The sequence below is a fragment of the Pseudomonas sp. HMSC057H01 genome (assembly GCF_001836405.1).
GTDB classification, from domain to species: domain Bacteria; phylum Pseudomonadota; class Gammaproteobacteria; order Pseudomonadales; family Pseudomonadaceae; genus Pseudomonas; species Pseudomonas aeruginosa.
Genome location: NZ_KV828496.1, coordinates 1 through 17204 on the forward strand (window position 1 = coordinate 1; position 17204 = coordinate 17204).

Annotated in this window: 16 protein-coding genes; 14 read left to right on the forward strand and 2 right to left on the reverse strand. The window is 67.2% G+C overall.

What is annotated here, in order from left to right:
- Window positions 1-264: 264 nt before the first annotated feature.
- The 5 genes from eat (at window position 265) to HMPREF2581_RS19135 (ending at window position 5566) form a co-directional block, all read left to right on the forward strand.
- Window positions 265-1713, forward strand: a complete 1449-nt coding sequence (gene eat, locus HMPREF2581_RS19115) for an ethanolamine permease (protein WP_003093230.1) — start codon at window positions 265-267, stop codon at window positions 1711-1713.
- 58 nt (window positions 1714-1771) lie between these two features.
- Window positions 1772-3166, forward strand: coding sequence for an ethanolamine ammonia-lyase subunit EutB (locus HMPREF2581_RS19120; protein ID WP_003093232.1), 1395 nt, complete (start codon window positions 1772-1774; stop codon window positions 3164-3166).
- 10 nt (window positions 3167-3176) lie between these two features.
- A complete protein-coding gene (gene eutC, locus HMPREF2581_RS19125; RefSeq protein WP_003110520.1) occupies window positions 3177-3998 on the forward strand; it encodes an ethanolamine ammonia-lyase subunit EutC in 822 nt (273 codons plus the stop codon).
- A 163-nt stretch (window positions 3999-4161) separates the two neighbouring features.
- Entirely contained in the window at window positions 4162-4623 is a 462-nt protein-coding gene (locus HMPREF2581_RS19130) for a GNAT family N-acetyltransferase (RefSeq protein ID WP_003093235.1), read from the forward strand.
- 49 nt (window positions 4624-4672) lie between these two features.
- Window positions 4673-5566, forward strand: a complete 894-nt coding sequence (locus HMPREF2581_RS19135; RefSeq protein ID WP_003093237.1) for a substrate-binding periplasmic protein — start codon at window positions 4673-4675, stop codon at window positions 5564-5566.
- Here HMPREF2581_RS19135 and HMPREF2581_RS19140 read toward each other — a convergent pair.
- Complete coding sequence (locus HMPREF2581_RS19140; protein WP_011666548.1) at window positions 5459-7042, reverse strand: protein kinase family protein; 1584 nt, start codon at window positions 7040-7042, stop codon at window positions 5459-5461. The genes HMPREF2581_RS19135 and HMPREF2581_RS19140 overlap by 108 nt on opposite strands.
- Before the next feature lie 193 nt (window positions 7043-7235).
- Between HMPREF2581_RS19140 and HMPREF2581_RS19145 the strand changes: the two genes are divergently transcribed.
- The 3 genes from HMPREF2581_RS19145 (at window position 7236) to ppa (ending at window position 9341) form a co-directional block, all read left to right on the forward strand.
- Window positions 7236-7901, forward strand: a complete 666-nt coding sequence (locus tag HMPREF2581_RS19145; protein WP_003093241.1) for a DedA family protein — start codon at window positions 7236-7238, stop codon at window positions 7899-7901.
- A 2-nt stretch (window positions 7902-7903) separates the two neighbouring features.
- Entirely contained in the window at window positions 7904-8734 is an 831-nt protein-coding gene (locus HMPREF2581_RS19150; protein ID WP_003093244.1) for a M90 family metallopeptidase, read from the forward strand.
- A gap of 79 nt (window positions 8735-8813) precedes the next feature.
- The gene (gene ppa, locus HMPREF2581_RS19155) at window positions 8814-9341 is read left to right on the forward strand and encodes an inorganic diphosphatase (RefSeq protein WP_003093248.1); all 528 of its coding nucleotides are present in this window, start codon (window positions 8814-8816) and stop codon (window positions 9339-9341) included.
- Between the two features lie 90 nt (window positions 9342-9431).
- Here the strand turns inward: ppa and HMPREF2581_RS19160 are convergent, their stop codons facing one another.
- Window positions 9432-10148 carry a response regulator transcription factor gene (locus tag HMPREF2581_RS19160; protein WP_003093250.1) on the reverse strand — a complete coding sequence of 239 codons (717 nt, stop codon included), beginning with the start codon at window positions 10146-10148 and terminating at the stop codon, window positions 9432-9434.
- A 194-nt stretch (window positions 10149-10342) separates the two neighbouring features.
- On the opposite strand from HMPREF2581_RS19160, the gene mucE reads away from it, so the two are divergent.
- From mucE to HMPREF2581_RS19190, 6 genes are all read left to right on the forward strand, one after another.
- Window positions 10343-10612, forward strand: a complete 270-nt coding sequence (gene mucE / locus HMPREF2581_RS19165) for a mucoid induction factor MucE (RefSeq protein WP_003093256.1) — start codon at window positions 10343-10345, stop codon at window positions 10610-10612.
- Between the two features lie 346 nt (window positions 10613-10958).
- On the forward strand, window positions 10959-11648 hold the full coding sequence (gene aqpZ, locus HMPREF2581_RS19170) for an aquaporin Z (RefSeq protein ID WP_003102790.1): 690 nt from the start codon (window positions 10959-10961) through the stop codon (window positions 11646-11648).
- Between the two features lie 165 nt (window positions 11649-11813).
- Window positions 11814-12815: a FecR family protein gene (locus HMPREF2581_RS19175; protein WP_003110517.1), complete on the forward strand. Its 1002-nt coding sequence runs from the start codon at window positions 11814-11816 to the stop codon at window positions 12813-12815.
- A gap of 18 nt (window positions 12816-12833) precedes the next feature.
- Window positions 12834-15134, forward strand: a complete 2301-nt coding sequence (locus HMPREF2581_RS19180) for a CHASE2 domain-containing protein (protein WP_003137647.1) — start codon at window positions 12834-12836, stop codon at window positions 15132-15134.
- A 404-nt stretch (window positions 15135-15538) separates the two neighbouring features.
- Window positions 15539-16465, forward strand: a complete 927-nt coding sequence (locus HMPREF2581_RS19185) for an ABC transporter ATP-binding protein (protein ID WP_003137646.1) — start codon at window positions 15539-15541, stop codon at window positions 16463-16465.
- Complete coding sequence (locus HMPREF2581_RS19190; protein ID WP_003137645.1) at window positions 16462-17196, forward strand: ABC transporter permease subunit; 735 nt, start codon at window positions 16462-16464, stop codon at window positions 17194-17196. Before HMPREF2581_RS19185 ends, HMPREF2581_RS19190 begins: the two co-directional genes overlap by 4 nt.
- Window positions 17197-17204 lie beyond the last annotated feature (8 nt).

The window sequence follows — 17204 nt, forward strand, 5'->3', positions numbered from 1 at the left end:
GCAGACCAAGAACCTGCTGGTGAGCTACGACATCAATCCGCTGGGCTTCTTCTAGTAGGACCCCGGACCGGCCGCGACCGCTCTTTCCCGGAGCGGTCGCGCCGGCTCGTGAAACACGCCGCCGAGGCTGACGGCGGCGCCCCTTCCACCTCCTCGCCAAGCCGATTGCAGAGCGGCTGGCATAGCTATTGCCTGCGTTCACCACGTACAGCACACCACCGGGAAAACCGGGGTCGATAACAACAAGATTGAGGTGAAAAACCCATGTCCCTCGAACAAACCGGCCATGCGCCCGCAACTTCCGGGGTCGACTTCGAAAGCGTCGACGCCGACTACTTCCAACACCGTCAACTGAAGAAAGGCGCCGCCGGCTGGGTCCTGCTGGTCGGGCTCGGCGTCGCCTACGTGATCTCCGGCGACTACGCCGGCTGGAACTTCGGCCTGGCCCAGGGCGGCTGGGGCGGGATGTTCCTCGCCACCCTGCTGATGGCCACCATGTACCTGTGCATGTGCTTCTCGCTCGCCGAGCTGTCTTCGATGATCCCTACCGCCGGCGGCGGCTACGGCTTCGCCCGCAGCGCCTTCGGGCCCTGGGGCGGCTTTCTCACCGGCACCGCGATCCTCATCGAATACGCCATCGCCCCGGCGGCCATCGCCTGCTTCATCGGCGCCTACTGCGAGTCGCTGTTCGGCGTCGGCGGCTGGCTGATCTACCTGGTGTTCTACATCGTGTTCATCGGCATCCACATCCTCGGCGCCGGCGAGGCGCTGAAGCTGATGTTCGTCATCACCGCGGTGGCGGCCATCGCCCTCGGCGTGTTCATTGTCGCGATGGTTCCGCACTTCGACTCGGCCAACCTGTTCAACATCCCGCAGACCGCGGCGACCGGCGCCAGCAGCTTCCTGCCGTTCGGCTATGTCGGGGTCTGGGCGGCGATCCCCTACGCGATCTGGTTCTTCCTCGCCGTCGAAGGCGTGCCGCTGGCCGCCGAGGAAACCAAGAACCCCAAGCGCGACCTGCCGCGCGGACTGATCGGCGCCATGTTGGTGCTTCTCGCCTTCGCCGCACTGATTCTGGTCGTCGGTCCCGGGGCCGCCGGAGCCAAGGAGCTGATGGGCTCGGGCAATCCCCTGGTGGAAGCGCTGGAGTCGGCCTACAAGGGTTCGACCTGGATGAGCCAGTTCGTCAACCTGGTCGGCCTGGCCGGGCTGATCGCCAGCTTCTTCTCGATCATCTATGCCTACTCGCGGCAGATCTTCGCCCTCTCCCGCGCCGGCTACCTGCCGCGCAGCCTCTCGCTGACCAACCGCAAGAAGGCGCCGGTACTGGCCCTGGTGGTGCCGGGGGTGATCGGCTTCGGCCTGTCGCTGACCGGCCAGGGCGACCTGCTGATCCTGGTCGCGGTGTTCGGCGCGACCATCTCCTACGTGCTGATGATGGCCGCGCACATCACCCTGCGCATCCGCCGCCCGGACATGCAGCGCCCCTACCGCACCCCTGGCGGCATCCTCACCTCCGGCGTAGCCCTGGCGCTGGCCTGCGTCGCGGTGGTCGCCGGCTTCCTGGTCGACCCGCGGGTCGTGGTCGGCGCGGTGGCGATCTACGCTGTACTGATCGGCTACTTCGCCCTGTACAGTCGGCATCACCTGGTGTCCGGCACCCCGGAAGAGGAGTTCGCCGCGATCCAGGCGGCGGAACAGGACCTGCGCTGAGAGCGACAACGACAAAGCCCGGCCCGCCGCATGGCGAGGCCGGGCACTGGAGACACACATGGCACGTTTCACCCATAGCGTCGGCGGCGAGACCTACCGCTTCGACAGCCTCAAGGACGTGATGGCCAAGGCCAGCCCCGCGCGCTCCGGCGATTTCCTCGCCGGCGTCGCGGCGAGCAACGACGGCGAGCGGGTCGCCGCGCAGATGGCCCTGGCCGACATCCCGCTCAAACACTTCCTCGACGAGGCGCTGATTCCCTACGAGGACGACGAGGTCACCCGCCTGATCATCGACACCCACCAGCGCGACGCCTTCGCCCCGGTGTCCCATCTCACCGTCGGCGGCTTCCGCGACTGGCTGCTCGGCGACGCCGCCGACGAGGCCAGCCTGCGCGCCCTGGCTCCGGGCCTGACGCCGGAAATGGCAGCGGCGGTATCGAAGATCATGCGTGTCCAGGACCTGGTCCTGGTGGCGCAGAAGATCCGCGTGGTCACCCGCTTCCGCAACACCCTCGGCCTTCGCGGCCGACTCTCCACCCGCCTGCAACCGAACCACCCGACCGACGACCCGGCCGGAATCGCCGCGAGCATCCTCGACGGCCTGCTGTTCGGCAATGGCGACGCGATGCTCGGGATCAACCCGGCCACCGACAGCATGGCCTCGATCTGCGCCCTGCTGGAGATGCTCGACGCGATCATCCAGCGCTACGAGATTCCCACCCAGGCCTGCGTGCTGACCCACGTCACCAGCTCCATCGAGGCGATCAACCGCGGCGTGCCGCTGGACCTGGTGTTCCAGTCGATCGCCGGCACCGAGGCGGCCAATGCCAGCTTCGGCATCAGCCTGAAGATCCTCCAGGAAGGCTACGAGGCCGGGCTCAGCCAGAAGCGCGGCACCCTCGGCAACAACCTGATGTACTTCGAGACCGGCCAGGGCAGCGCGCTCTCGGCCAACGCCCATCACGGCGTCGACCAGCAGACCTGCGAGACCCGCGCCTATGCGGTGGCTCGTCACTTCAAGCCGTTCCTGGTGAACACCGTGGTCGGCTTCATCGGTCCCGAGTACCTATACAACGGCAAGCAGATCATCCGCGCCGGCCTGGAAGACCACTTCTGCGGCAAGCTGCTCGGCGTGCCGATGGGTTGCGACATCTGCTACACCAACCATGCCGAGGCCGACCAGGACGACATGGACATGCTCCTGACCCTGCTGGGCGTCGCCGGGATCAACTTCATCATGGGCATTCCCGGCTCCGACGACGTGATGCTCAACTACCAGACCACCTCCTTCCACGACGCCCTCTATGCGCGCCAGACGCTGGGCCTGAAGCCGGCGCCGGAATTCGAGGACTGGTTGCAGCGGATGGGAATCTTCACCCAGGCCGACGGGCGCATCCGCTTCGGCGACGAGCTACCGCCGGCGTTCCGCCAGGCCCTGGCGCAACTGGCCTGAGGAGATGCCGATGAACGACAAGCACCTGCCCGACGCCAGCGCCGAGAACCCCTGGCTGCCGCTGCGCCAGCTGACCCCCGCGCGGATCGCCCTGGGCCGCACCGGCACCAGCCTGCCGACCCGCCCGCAACTGGACTTCCAGTACGCCCACGCCCAGGCGCGCGACGCCGTGCACCTGCCCTTCGACCATGCGGCCATCAGCGACGGCCTGCGCCAGCGCGGCCGCGACAGCCTGCTGCTGCACAGCGCCGCCGCCGACCGCCACGTCTACCTGCAACGCCCGGACCTCGGCCGGCGCCTCGACGAGGCCTCGGTGCAACGCCTGCGCGAACACGCCGCCGGCTACGACGGGCAGATCGACCTGGCCATCGTGGTCGCCGACGGCCTCTCCGCGCTGGCCGTGCAGCGTCACACCCTGCCCTTCCTCGAACGCCTGGAGGAACAGGCGCTGGCCGAAGGCTGGTCGCTGTCGCCGGTGGTCCTGGTGGAACAGGGACGGGTGGCGGTGGCCGACGAGATCGGCGAATTGCTGCGGGCGAAGATGAGCGTGATCCTGATCGGCGAGCGTCCCGGCCTCAGCTCGCCGGACAGCCTCGGCCTGTACTTCACCTGGGCCCCGCGGGTCGGTCTCACCGACGCCTATCGCAACTGCATCTCCAACGTCCGTCTGGAAGGCCTCAGCTACGGCATGGCCGCGCACCGCCTGCTCTACCTGATGCGCGAGGCCTGCCGGCGGCAGCTTTCCGGGGTCAACCTGAAGGACGAGGCGGAGGTCCAGGCGCTGGAAGGCGAGGCTCCGCGCACCGGCAACTTCCTCCTGGCGAGGGACTGAGCCTCCCGGCCGAAGGATGGGCCGGCGCGCGACGCCCCCTCCTTCGACCGATTCAAACGTTCGCTTGGATTGCGCTTTCCAGGGAGATTGGGCAGCATCGAGGCGTTGCTGGCATGCAGCCTGCATCGTCCCGGCAGCCCCTTCCCGCAATGCGAGGCCCGTCATGCGAATCGTGCAAGCCACCCTCGAACACCTCGACCTGCTGGCGCCGCTGTTCGTCAAGTACCGCGAATTCTACGGCATGCTCTCCTACCCCGAGTCCTCGCGGAAATTCCTCGAGAAACGCCTGCGCCGCAAGGAGTCGGTGATCTACCTGGCGCTGGCCGACGAAGAAGACCGGCTGCTCGGTTTCTGCCAGCTCTATCCGAGCTTCTCCTCGCTGTCGCTCAAGCGCGTCTGGATCCTCAACGACATCTACGTCGCCGAGGAGGCGCGCCGGCAACTGGTCGCCGACCACCTGCTGCAACACGCCAAGCAGATGGCCCGGGAAACCCATGCGGTGCGCATGCGTGTCTCCACCAGCGTCGACAACGAGGTAGCGCAGAAAGTCTACGAGTCGATCGGCTTCCGCGAAGACCAGGAGTTCAAGAACTACACCCTGCCGATCAGCGACGAACTAAGCTGAAGACAAAGGCACGGCACTTCCCAACCGATAGCTCAGAGCAGAGGCATCCATGGGTTCGCGCACCTGGCACTGGCCCGGCGTCCTGCTCGGCCTGCTCCTCGCCACGGCCGGCGCGCAGGCCGACACCCTGCGCGTGGCGACCCTCGACTGGGCGCCCTACGTCGGCCCCGACCTGCCGGGCAAGGGCCTCGCCAGCCGCATCCTCGACGAAGCCCTGGCCCTCGACGGGCACCGCGCCGAACTGGTGTTCCTGCCCTGGCAACGTGCCCTGAAGGAAGCCGCCGAGGGGCGCTTCGACGCCCTCATGCCGGCCTACCTGTCGCCCGAGCGGCGCGAACTGTTCCACGCCACCATCCCCCTGCTCGACTCGCAACTGGGCTTCTTCCGCCAGCGCGAGCGCCTGCTGCCGGTCAATCCCGCGCATCTGGAAAGCCTGCGTCCGTACCGCATCGGCGTGGTCCGCGGCTACGTCAACCGGGAGGATTTCGACGCCGACCGCAGCCTGACCAAGGACGCGGTGACCAACGACTGGCAGAACCTCGAGAAGCTCCTGCGCGGGCGTATCGACCTGGCCGTGGTCGATCGCTACACCGGCTACCACCTGCTGGCGCGCAACGTGCCGGCGCTGAAGGATCGCCTGGTGTTCATCGAACCGCCGCTGGAGGTCAAGCCGCTCTATGTACTGGTGCCGAAAAGACACGCCCGCGGCGCCGCCCTTGCCGCCAGCCTCGACCGCAACCTGCGCCTGATGCGTCGCAGCGGCCGGCTGGAACAACTGATCGCCGAAGCGCACCTCGAACGCAGCGGGCAGACCCGCACGCTGGCCGTCGATCCGTTAACCGGCCAGGCCGACCAGCAGCGCAGCCCCGGCCAGGAGCAGGACCAGGGCCAGCACGCCCCGTTGCAACCGGCGTGGCGCAAAGACCCGCTGGGGATGCGCTAGCGGCTTCTGCAAGGCCAGCCAGAATTCCGACAACGCTTCGAAGCGCGCCTCCGGACGCGGCGCCAGGGCCCGCGCCAATACCCCGTCCCAGCCGACCGGCAGGTCCGCCTGACGCTCGCCCAGCGGCTCGTAGCGGCATCCGCCGTCGCTCTCCGGGCAGGCGATCGACGGCCAGCGACCACAGAGCAGCCAATAGAACAGCGCCGCCAGGGCAAACTGGTCGGCCCGGCCATCGAGCGCCTCGCCGCGACGCAACTCCGGCGCCAGCGGCACGCTGTCCGCAGGCAGCGCCTGGCGCGCCACGCCCGGCAGTATCGCCGCTGCCTCGGGGAGGAACAGCAGGCGCCCACCCTCGTCCAGCAGGATCTGCCGCGGCGCCAGCCACAAGCCCTGTACACCGCGCCGCTGCAAGGCGCGAACCGCATCGATAAGTTGTTCCAGGAGGACCAGCGCGCATTGCGGTTCCAGCGGCAGGTGCGCTGGCGCCCAATCCAGCAGGCTGCGCATCGGCCAGCGCGGCGGAGCGAACAACTGGAAGGCATGACGACGCAACCGGGGCGACGACAATACTCGCGGCAGGCTCTCCGCACGGCAGCGCCGCAGTGCCCATTCGCGCTGCCAGAACGCTTCGTCGGCATCGGCCGCCGCGAGCAGCAGCAACGCCTCGCGTCCTTGCTCGTCGCAGGCGCGGAACAGCCGCCCGGGCGGGCCGAACGCGCAAGCCGCCTGCAAGGTCCAGCCATCCACGCAGTCGCCGGGGCACGCCGCGCCCAGCGCTGGCCAGCCGGTATGCCGTGGCGCCGCTGGGGCGCGCTCGAGCGCCCCCGGCAAGACCAGCGCCACCGCCCCCGGCGCATGCAGCAACGGCTGCAGCACGCCCTCCAGGCGCCCCGTGATCAGCCCGGCACAACGTTCTCCGAGGGCGCGCAGGTCGGCCACTTCGAGCAACGGCTGGGGCGCCAGCACCAAGGGCTCGCCGGCCACCTGGGTCAGGTTGTGCTGGACCAGCGCCAGCTCCGCGCTGCTACCCAGCGGCTGGCCGCTCCCTCCCATGCGCTGCAGGCTGCCCTGGCGATAACGCAGCAGGCCGACGGCGCCGCACTGGAGAAAGTGCACGCCCCCGGCATGGACCAGCAGCAACCCCGCCGCCAGCTCGAGCACGCCCGGCTCGCCTTCGCGGCGCCGGCGATACAGCTGCATGTTCAGCGAAGCCAGGACCTGCCGCGCCGCCTGCGCTTCCGGCCAACCCTCGGGGGTACAGGCGTAGTCGGCGAACAGTGCGTCGAGATGGCCTTCGATGGCCTGCACCACGTTGGCGCAACCGCGTCCCCAGAGCAGCGCCAGGAGAAACGCCGGAGCCCGTCCGGGGCGAGGCGCGAGCCATTCGGCGCGAACCCGCGCGGCCTGCCCCGGCAAGTCGCGCCCGGTGCCCAGGGCGAGACTGAGCGGTGGCTGGGCAAAAGGCTGGAGTGTCATCGCACGCCCTTCCCTGCTAGAAATTTCTCCTGTTCTTGCAGACTTTATGCCGACCAATTTCGGAAAAATTACCGAAACATCCTGCAATCAGTGGTTTTGCCGGGATCGCGACAAACAGCCCCCCACCCATCCGGACGCCCCCCTATAATGGCGGCCCTCTGCCGCTCAACGCGTTGTCTCCGCAGGTTGCTCAATGGACTTCAACCCAATCGATCTGATTCTCCACCTGGATACCTACCTGGCCATGCTGGTCAGCAACTATGGCGTCTGGATCTACGCCATCCTGTTCCTGGTGATCTTCTGTGAAACCGGCCTGGTGGTGACTCCGTTCCTCCCCGGCGACTCGCTGCTGTTCATCGCCGGCGCCATCTGCGCCACCGGCGGCATGGACCCATGGCTGCTCGGCGGGCTGCTGATGGTCGCGGCGATCACCGGCGACAGCACCAACTACGTGATCGGCCGGACCCTCGGCAAGCGGCTGTTCAGCAACCCCGACTCGAAGGTTTTCCGCCGCGACTACCTCGACCGCACCCATGAGTTCTACGAACGCCACGGCGGCAAGACCGTGACCCTGGCGCGCTTCCTGCCCATCGTGCGGACCTTCGCGCCCTTCGTCGCCGGCATGGCGAAGATGCACTACCCGCGCTTCGTCATGTTCAGCGTGGTCGGCACCGTGGCCTGGGTCGGCGGCCTGGTGACCCTGGGCTACTTCTTCGGCAACGTGCCGTTCATCAAGAAGAACCTGTCGCTGCTGGTGATCGGCATCATCCTGCTGTCGCTGCTGCCGATGATCCTCGGCTTCATTCGCCATCGCCTGCAGGCGAGCGCCGCCAAACAGGCCAAGGCCCAGAGCGACTGAGCATGTGGTCGTTCCGCGCCTGGCGGCGCCGGCGCCTGCTGGCGCGCCACCCGGTGGCCGAAGAGCTCTGGCAGCGGGTACGCCGGCACCTGCCGATCCTCGACGGCCTGGACGCCGACGAGGACCGCCGCCTGCGCGAGCGGGCCGTGCTGTTTCTCGCCGACAAGCACCTGACCGCACTCGCCGGCGTCGATCTCGACGACTTCGGCCGCCTGCTGCTGGCGGCGCAGGCGCAACTGCCGCTGTTGCACCTGCCGGAGCTGAACTGGTACCAGGGCTTCCACGAGCTGGTGCTGTATCCCGACGATTTCGTCAGCCCGCAGAAACACCGCGACGCCAGCGGCGTAGTCCATGAGTTCGACGACGAACGCAGCGGCGAGACCTCCCTGCAAGGGCCGGTGGTCCTGGCCTGGCCCGGCGTCGTCGGCGGGGGTGGCTGGGATGCCTACAACCTGGTGATCCACGAACTGGCGCACAAGCTGGACATGCTCAACGGCGACGCCAACGGCCTGCCGCCGCTGCACGCCGGCATGCGCATCGGCGACTGGGCGAGCGCCATGCAGGCCGCCTACGACGAGATGAACGCCCTGCTCGACCGCGATCCCGACGCGCAGACCGCCATCGATCCCTATGCGGCGGAAGATCCGGCGGAGTTCTTCGCCGTTACCAGCGAGTATTTCTTCACCGCTCCGGATCTCCTCCACGAGGCCTATCCGGCGGTATACCGGCAGCTCCAGTTGTTCTACCGCCAGGACCCACTGCAACGCCTGCGCCGCCTGCAGGCCGAGCATCCGGACTACCGCGAGGCGGCGGGCGACACGACTAACGGCTGAATGCCGGTACATGGCATCGACAACCGAATATGCCTATAATCGCGGCCTCTTTTTTGGCCAGAAACCTCTGGAGTCACCCATGAGCTACAGCAAGATCCCGGCCGGCAAGGACCTGCCGAACGACATCTACGTCGCTATCGAGATTCCGGCCAACCATGCGCCGATCAAGTACGAGATCGACAAGGACACCGACTGCCTGTTCGTCGACCGTTTCATGGCCACCCCGATGTTCTACCCGGCCAACTACGGCTTCATCCCGAACACCCTGGCCGACGACGGCGACCCGCTGGACGTGCTGGTGGTGACCCCCTATCCGGTCGCTCCCGGTTCGGTGATCCGCGCGCGCCCGGTTGGCGTCCTGCACATGACCGACGAGGCAGGCGGCGACGCCAAGCTGATCGCCGTGCCGCACGACAAGCTGAGCGTCCTGTACAAGGACGTGAAGGAATACACCGACCTGCCGGCCCTGCTGCTGGAGCAGATCAAGCACTTCTTCGAGAACTACAAGGATCTCGAGAAAGGCAAGTGGGTCAAGGTCGAAGGCTGGGGCAACGCCGACGCCGCCCGCGCCGAGATCACCAAGGCCGTGGCCGCGTTCCAGAAGTAAGCGCGCCTCGCCGAAAAGAAGCCCCGCAGCCGCGGGGCTTTTTCATTCTCCCTCGCCGACCGCCAAGGTCGGTCTCGCCCCCCGCGCCGCTCAGTCGACCGTCGCCACGCTCTCCAACCGATATCCGTAGCCGTAGATGGTCAGCAACTGCCAACCACGCTCGGCGGTCAGGCCAAGCTTGTTGCGCAGGCGATAGATGTGCGTATCCAGCGGCCGCGAGGACAACACTTCCTCGTGGGGCCAGAAGCGCTCGTAGAGATATTCCCGCGATAACGGCCGTCCCAGGTTGGCGAACAGGCAGCGGGCCAGGCGGTATTCGCGCTCGGTCAGGCTGATCGGCGCGCCGGCCCGGGTCACGGTCAGCTCGGCATCGTCGAAGCTGAGGTCGTTGAAAGTCTGCACCTCATGCTGCGCGGGACGCGTTCCCCCGTGGCGACGCAGCACGGCGGCTACCCGCGCCTTCAGTTCGTTGGGCCGGAACGGCTTGCTGACATAGTCGTCGGCGCCGCTGTTCAACGCCTGCACGATGTCCTGTTCGGCGTCACGGCTGGTCAGCATGATCGCCGGCGGCGGCGCATCCAGATGCTCGCGGCTCCAGCGCAGCAATTGCAGGCCGCTGAGGTCCGGCAACTGCCAGTCGAGGATCAGCAGGTCGAAGGTTTCCCGCTTGAGCTGCTTGAGCAGGTCCTCGCCACGGGCGAAACGGTGCACCGTCCAGGCCTGTTCGCCCTGCGCGGGTATCTGCTGCAAGGTCTGCTCGACCCGGTCCAGTTCGGCCGACTCGTCGTCCAGTATCGCGACACGCATAAAAGCTGGTCCTGTTCAATCGGGCTAACGCCCCTTTTTCGCTCCAGGAACGGCGAATTACGTACAAATCTGAAGAATTGTGACGAATCTCTCTGGTCGCGACCAGCCCTTGATAGCCTGATTCCAAATAGCCATTAAGCGGGACGAAGAGCCCGTGAGCCAGCGCCAGCCTGACCTATCAAGGAGTCGTAGCCATGGGTTTCCGGCCAGTTAGCCAACGTTTGCGTGACATCAACCTGCAGGCCCTCGGCAAGTTTTCCTGCCTTGCCCTGGTCCTCGGCCTGGAATCGGTGAGCCATCCGGCCGGTCCGGTCCAGGCCCCATCGTTCAGCCAGGGCACCGCCAGCCCGTCCTTCGCCACTCCGCTCGGCCTCGACGGCCCGGCCCGCGCCAGGGCCGAGATGTGGAACGTCGGCCTGTCCGGCGCCGTCAGCGTGCGTGACGAGTTGCGCTGGGTGTTTTGAACGCGACGAATCTGAAATAGCGCGGAAGAATCTGAAGAAATATGGCAAATCTCACAGCAGACAAATCGCGCTTGGTAGATTTCCAACCGCTGAGTAGGCCAAGGAGCAAATGGATTGCTCCGACACAGGGATGTGTAAACCCGCTCCGGCGGGCCGTGGGACGAGACCACTCGAACCACAGTCAGGGGTCGGTGACGGACGATCGCCCCAGGCAACCGAGCCAATCCCCCCAGGGCTGGCTTCGACACACGGATGTGTCATCTCCCCTTCCTTGTTCGAATCATCCCCTCCCGCTATCCGGACGCCTCGATCCGCGTCCCACCCTGGATCTGAAAAGGACCTCATCATGAAGCAATACGGAGCAGAGTTCTTCGGCACCTTCTGGCTGGTATTGGGCGGCTGCGGCAGCGCAGTACTCGCTGCCGGCGTACCGGAACTGGGAATCGGCTACCTCGGCGTGGCCCTGGCGTTCGGCCTCAGCGTGCTGACCATGGCCTATGCCATCGGCCCGATCTCCGGCGCACACCTGAACCCCGCGGTATCGGTAGGCCTGTGGGTCGGCGGGCGCTTCCCGGCCAGCCAACTGCTGCCCTATGTCGTCGCCCAGGTCCTCGGTGGCCTCGCCGCCGGCGGCGTGCTGTACCTGATCGCCAGCGGCAAGGCCGGCTTCGACCTAGCCGCCGGCTTCGCCTCCAATGGCTACGGCGAACACTCGCCGGGCGGCTACTCGTTGCAAGCCGCGCTGGTCAGCGAAGTGGTACTTACCGGCATGTTCCTGCTGATCATCCTCGGCGCCACCTCCAAGCGCGCGCCGCAGGGCTTCGCGCCGATCGCCATCGGCCTGACCCTGACCCTGATCCACCTGATCAGCATCCCGGTCACCAACACCTCGGTGAACCCGGCGCGCAGCACCGCGGTCGCCCTGTACGTCGGCGACTGGGCGGTTTCCCAGCTGTGGCTGTTCTGGGTCGCGCCGATTCTCGGTGCGGTACTCGGCGCCCTGGCCTATCGCCTGATCGGCGACAAGAACGACTGAACCGAAGCGCCTGGCCCAACCGCCAGGCGCTGCGGCCGAGGAAACGACAAGGGAGCCTGCGGGCTCCCGATGTCGTTGCAAGGATTGCGAAACCGGCGCCCGATCAGGCAGATTGCAGCCTGACCGGACCGCCAGCGATACCTGACCCGCCGCCCAGTGAAGCCTATGACAGCCCTCGCCCTTACTTCCCGATCCCTCTTTCCGGCTTGCGCCGCCCTGGCGCTGGGCGGACTGTTGACGCTGCTCGCCGGCTCCGTCGCGGCCGCGCCGGCCAAGACGAAACGGCCGCCGTTCATCGAGCAGGGCGAAACGTGCCTGCCCCAGCCGCTCCCCGCCAGCGTGCTCTATCTCGCCGGCGACGCCTGGAAGCTCGACGCCAAGGGCAACCAGACGCCCCTGGAAGAAGGCATGGACATCGACGAACTGGAAGGCGTCAAGACCTCTCCGACCGCCTTCGTCAGCCTGCTGCTCGGCGACGGCAGCCGCATCGTCCTGCCCTCCAGTTCGGAAGTCACCCTGCACCTCGACGAGGACACCGGCATTCCGCAGATCGCCCTGCGCGCGGGGCAGGTCGAGTCCTATGTCCTGAAGAGAAAGAGCGATCACGACCGCTTCCAGGTGCTGACCCCGGTCGGCGTACTGGGCGTGCGCGGTACCCACTTCCGCGCCCGCACCGAAGACGGCCAGGCGCTGACCGAAGTGCTCGACGGGCGCGTCGCGGTGAACCGCGAGCTGACCAGCGACGACCTGCCGCTCAACGGCAGGCGCCCGGCCCGCAAGGCGGCGCAGGCCGAGCCGGACGAGGACGTGCTGGTCGACGCCCGCCGCGGCCTGAAGGTCAAGCCGCAGGGCAAGCTGACGCCGGTGGACCTGCTACCCGCCCCGCAATTGCGCGGCCAGGGCGGCGAGCACGGCGAGTCGCCGGTTTGGAAGCTCTATCTTGCCCCGCTGCACGGCGCCAAGCGCTACCGTGCCCAGGTGGCCAGCGATCCGGACTTCCTGCGCATCCAGCAGGAGCGTTTCTCGAGCACTCCGGAAGTCAGTTTCAGCGGACTCAAGGCGGCCTTCTACCACGTCCGTCTCTCGGCCTTCGACAACGACGGCCTGGAGGGCGAGACCAGCGTCTACGACATTCTCTACTACCCGCGAGGCGGCAGTGCCCGATAGGGCGCCGGGGCCTCGCCGATGAAGGCGCTCGACCGCCAGGACGAGCCCAGCCAGGCGCAGCGGCTGTTCCGCGGCCTGGTGCGCGAATGGCTGCTGGTCAGCCTGCTGCTCCTTCCGCTCACCGCCCTGCTTTCGCTGAGCAGCGGCCTGCCGCTGAACAACCTGCTCTACGACCGCCTGCGCAACCTCACCCCGCTGGCCGTCGATCCGCGCATCCTCGTCGTCGCCATCGACGACCGTAGCCTGGAAAGCCTCGGTCGTTGGCCCTGGCCGCGCAGCGTCCACGCCGAGCTGCTGGATCGCCTGGCCGCCGCCGGCGCACGCAGCGTACTGCTCGACGTGATCTTCAGCGAACCCTCCTCCAATCCGGACAGCGACCGCCAGTTGGCAAGATCGCTGTGCCGGGCCGGCAACGTCCTCCTGCCACTGCTGCGCGAAAGCGTGCCGCGCTACGGCGAACCGCCACGGGAGATACCGCCGACCGCGCCGCTGGCCGGCTGCGCCGCCGGCATCGGGCATATCAACGTCGAAGCGGACAGCGACGGCACGGTGCGCAGCGTCTACCTGCGCGAAGGACCGCTCGGCCAGCCGCGCCCGCTGCTCGCCTGGCAAGCATTCGCCGATGCCGGCGCCATGCCCATGCCCGGCCTCGACGACATGCGCAACCTGCCCGGCTGGCAGCGTGACCACGCCATCCGCATTCCCTTCATCGGTGCCGACGCGGGCTTCCCCAGCGTGCCCTACGTCAGCGTGTTGCGCGGCGAGGTGCCGGACAGCCTGCTGCGCGACCGCCTGGTCCTGGTCGGCGCCACCGCGCCGGGCCTCGGCGACCGCTATGTCACCCCGCTGTCGGCCAGCCTCGGCACCACGCCGGGGGTGGAGATCCAGGCCAACATCCTCAACGGCCTGTTGCAGCAGCGCACCGCCGTCGACCTGCAACCCTGGCTCGCCGCCCTGCTCTCCGCCGCCAGCGTAGCGCTGCTGCTCGGCCTGATGCTGTTCCGCTCGCGCCACGCCTTGCTCCTCACCCTGGCCTGCGCGGCCCTGGCCCTGGGTCTTTCCTGGGCGCTGCTGCTCAACGGCTGGTGGTGGTCACCGCTGGCCAGCCTGGTCGGCCTGCTGCTGGCCTACCTGATCTGGAGCTGGCGCCGGCTGAACGCGGTGCTCGCCTACTTCGGCTGGGAACTGGCGCGCCTCGACCGCGAGCCCAAGGTGCTGCCCGAGCGGGCCAGCCCCCCGCGCGCCGGCAACGATCCATTGCAGAACCGCATCGCCGCCCTGGAGCAGGCGGTCAGCCGCACCCGCGACAGCCGGCGGTTCATGGCCGACGGCCTGGAAGGCCTGCCGGTGGCGACCCTGATCTGCGACCCGCAGGGGCAGATCCTGCTGGCCAACCGCAAGGCACGCGACCTGTTCGGCGGCGAGCTGCGCGGCGCCGAACTGCGCCAGTGCCTGGCCGAACTCGGCCATCCGAGCCTCGCCGGCGGCGCCCGCCCAACGCTGGAAACCCTGGAAGCCATCGAGTTCCGCGACCATCGGGAACGCGACCTGCGCCTCGACCTGGCGCGCCTGCTGCCGGTCGAAAGCGAAACCGCCATCGGCTGGCTGGTGAGCCTGATCGACCTGAGCGCCGAACGCGATGCCGAGCGCCAGCGCGCCACCCTCCTGCGCTTCCTCTCCCACGACCTGCGCGCGCCGCACTCGGCGATCCTCGCCCTGCTCGACGTTCGCCCCGCCGAGGACGAAGCCGGCCAGCAGGTCTACCGACAGATAGAGCAGCAGGTCCGTCGCGCCCTGGGCCTGACCGACGCCTTCGTGCAACTGGCCAAGGCCGAATCCGACGCCTACCGCTTCGAAGCGTGCATGTTCACCATGTTGGCGATGGACGCCGCCGACCAGCTCTGGCCCCTCGCGCAACAGAAGGACATCGACCTGCGGCGCGACTGGGACGACGAGCAGGAACCGATGGTCTGGGCCGACCCCGGCCTGCTCACGCGCGCGCTGTTCAACCTGCTGGAGAATGCGGTCAAGTACAGCCCGGCGGGGACCGTCGTCAGCCTGAGCATCCGCCTCGAAGGCGACTGGCTGAGCTGCCGGATCGTCGACCAGGGCAAAGGTATCGCGGCCGCCGAACTACCGCGCCTGTTCAGCCAGTACCAGCGCTTCGCTTCCGCCGAGGGCAGCACCGGCCTGGGCCTGGGGCTGGCCATGGTCAAGACGGTGATCGACCGGCACGGCGGCAGGATCGGTTGCCAGAGCCAGGTTGGCCAGGGCACCACTTTCGAGATTCGCCTTCCGCTGCTGAAAGGCGAGGAATAACCGCTACTGGCGGAAGTCGGGTCTTCCTCCAACTTGCATTGGTCTCGAAGTTCGGAATATCCAGGCGGCCGGACTATTCCGCTTCCCGTCTATCGAAACGGCAACTGCCTTCCCTCGTGAAACTCCGCAGGGGGAATCGACGCGTCCCCAACATAGGCACCAGCGAGCGCGACATGGCCGCGTTCCCGCAGCGGAACCAAGGCGCTGCGCCAGCTCCAGGGCTGCCCTGGAAGTCTCGATAACTTCCATCTTTTAACGATAGTTCGTAGGAAGTTTCCCAACAATATAAGTAACTAATCTCAAAAAGAGCCCACTGGAAAAACCAGCCAATAACTCCCGGTAATCTACCGCGCTCATGCGATCCCCTACGCATAACAGCAAACGGCTCAACTTCCAGTGAAACCATGATCGACATAGACAGACTGAGCAAACGCTTTTCCGGCCGGACGGTGGTAAACGACTTGAGCTTCCGGATCGACCGGGGAGAGATCGTCGGTCTCCTCGGCCCAAACGGAGCGGGCAAGTCGACCACCCTGAAGATGCTTTCCGGCTTCCTCGCGCCGAGCGCCGGCAGCATACGCATCTTCGGCTTCGACATGCAGGACAAGGCGCGCCAGGCGCAGAAGCTGATCGGCTACCTGCCGGAGAACGCTCCCAGCTACGGAGAAATGACGGTCGAGGGCTTTCTCGCCTTCGTCGCGTCCATCCGCGACTACAGCGGACGGGAAAAACGTCGGCGCATCGACAGCGCCATGGACTGCATGGAGCTGCGGGATGAGCGCAGGAGCATCATCGAAACCCTGTCCAAGGGCTTCAAGCGTCGCGTCGCGCTGGCCCAGGCGATCCTCCACGATCCCGAGCTGCTCCTGCTCGACGAGCCCACCGACGGCCTCGACCCGAATCAGAAGCACCAGGTCCGGCAACTGGTGAAGAACCTCTCGGAAAGCAAGATCGTGGTGATTTCCACGCACATCCTCGAAGAAGTCTCGTTCATGTGCAGCCGCGCCCTGGTGATCAACGGCGGCCGCCTGCTGGCCGACAACACCCCGGGCGAACTCAGGACCCGCAGCCGCTACCACCATGCCGTCAGCCTCAGCATCGAAGCACCGGTAGACCCGCTGGCCATCGCCATGCTCCCCGGCGTCGCCGGTATAGAAGGATGCCCCGACCGGGCCGGCACCCTGACCATCCTGGCCCGCCCCGGCGCGCAGATCCTTCCCGCGCTCAACCGCCTGATCCACGGCAGCGGCTGGCGGGTATCCGGGGTGCGTACCGAACACGGCCAACTGGAAGAAGTGTTCCGCCAACTGACCCGAGAAACCCCCGCATGACCGCCATCGGCACCATTTTCAGACGCGAGCTGAGCAGCTACTTCGCCACGCCGCTCGCCTATGTGTTCACCCTGGTATTCCTCGTCCTCTCCGGCGTGGCCACCTTCTACCTGGGCGATTTCTTCGAGCGCGGCCAGGCCGACCTGGCGCCGTTCTTTTCCAGCCTGCCCTGGCTCTACCTCCTGCTGATCCCCGCGCTGGCCATGCGCCTGTGGGCCGAGGAGCGCAAGTCCGGCTCCATCGAGATGCTGATGACCCTGCCCGTCTCCCGCGCCACCCTGGTCACCGGCAAGTTCCTGGCGGCCTGGTTCTGCGCCGGGCTGGCGTTGCTGCTGACCTTCCCGATGCCGCTGACGGTGAACTACCTCGGCTCGCCCGACAACGGCGCGATCATCGCCGGCTACCTGGCCGGCTGGCTGCTGTCCGGCGGCTACCTGGCCATCGGATCCTGCATGTCGGCGCTGGCGAAGAACCAGATCATCGCCTTTGCCCTGACCGTTCTCGTCTGCCTGCTGTTCGTCGGCGCCGGCACTCCCCACGTGCAACAGGCGCTCTCCGGCTGGCTTCCGCAATGGCTGCTGGACGGCATTGCCTCGCTGAGCGTGCTGGTCCGTTTCGAGGCGCTCGGCCGGGGCGTGCTCGACGTCCGCGACCTGGCCTACTTCTGCAGCCTGATCGTCGCCTGGCTGGTCGCCACCACCATCGTCATCGACCTGAAAAAGGCAGCGTAGGAAACATC

Bases quoted from the DNA above. Each gene is read 5' to 3' on its own strand.
- HMPREF2581_RS19190 (WP_003137645.1), top strand. From the start codon at position 16,462: ATGACCGCCATCGGCACCATTTTCAGACGCGAGCTGAGCAGCTACTTC.
- aqpZ (WP_003102790.1), top strand. From the start codon at position 10,959: ATGAAGCAATACGGAGCAGAGTTCTTCGGCACCTTCTGGCTGGTATTG.
- HMPREF2581_RS19185 (WP_003137646.1), top strand. From the start codon at position 15,539: ATGATCGACATAGACAGACTGAGCAAACGCTTTTCCGGCCGGACGGTG.
- HMPREF2581_RS19135 (WP_003093237.1), top strand. From the start codon at position 4,673: ATGGGTTCGCGCACCTGGCACTGGCCCGGCGTCCTGCTCGGCCTGCTC.
- HMPREF2581_RS19145 (WP_003093241.1), top strand. From the start codon at position 7,236: ATGGACTTCAACCCAATCGATCTGATTCTCCACCTGGATACCTACCTG.
- HMPREF2581_RS19160 (WP_003093250.1), bottom strand. From the start codon at position 10,148: ATGCGTGTCGCGATACTGGACGACGAGTCGGCCGAACTGGACCGGGTC.
- eat (WP_003093230.1), top strand. From the start codon at position 265: ATGTCCCTCGAACAAACCGGCCATGCGCCCGCAACTTCCGGGGTCGAC.
- HMPREF2581_RS19130 (WP_003093235.1), top strand. From the start codon at position 4,162: ATGCGAATCGTGCAAGCCACCCTCGAACACCTCGACCTGCTGGCGCCG.
- HMPREF2581_RS19180 (WP_003137647.1), top strand. From the start codon at position 12,834: ATGAAGGCGCTCGACCGCCAGGACGAGCCCAGCCAGGCGCAGCGGCTG.
- ppa (WP_003093248.1), top strand. From the start codon at position 8,814: ATGAGCTACAGCAAGATCCCGGCCGGCAAGGACCTGCCGAACGACATC.
- HMPREF2581_RS19120 (WP_003093232.1), top strand. From the start codon at position 1,772: ATGGCACGTTTCACCCATAGCGTCGGCGGCGAGACCTACCGCTTCGAC.
- eutC (WP_003110520.1), top strand. From the start codon at position 3,177: ATGAACGACAAGCACCTGCCCGACGCCAGCGCCGAGAACCCCTGGCTG.
- mucE (WP_003093256.1), top strand. From the start codon at position 10,343: ATGGGTTTCCGGCCAGTTAGCCAACGTTTGCGTGACATCAACCTGCAG.
- HMPREF2581_RS19140 (WP_011666548.1), bottom strand. From the start codon at position 7,042: ATGACACTCCAGCCTTTTGCCCAGCCACCGCTCAGTCTCGCCCTGGGC.
- HMPREF2581_RS19175 (WP_003110517.1), top strand. From the start codon at position 11,814: ATGACAGCCCTCGCCCTTACTTCCCGATCCCTCTTTCCGGCTTGCGCC.
- HMPREF2581_RS19150 (WP_003093244.1), top strand. From the start codon at position 7,904: ATGTGGTCGTTCCGCGCCTGGCGGCGCCGGCGCCTGCTGGCGCGCCAC.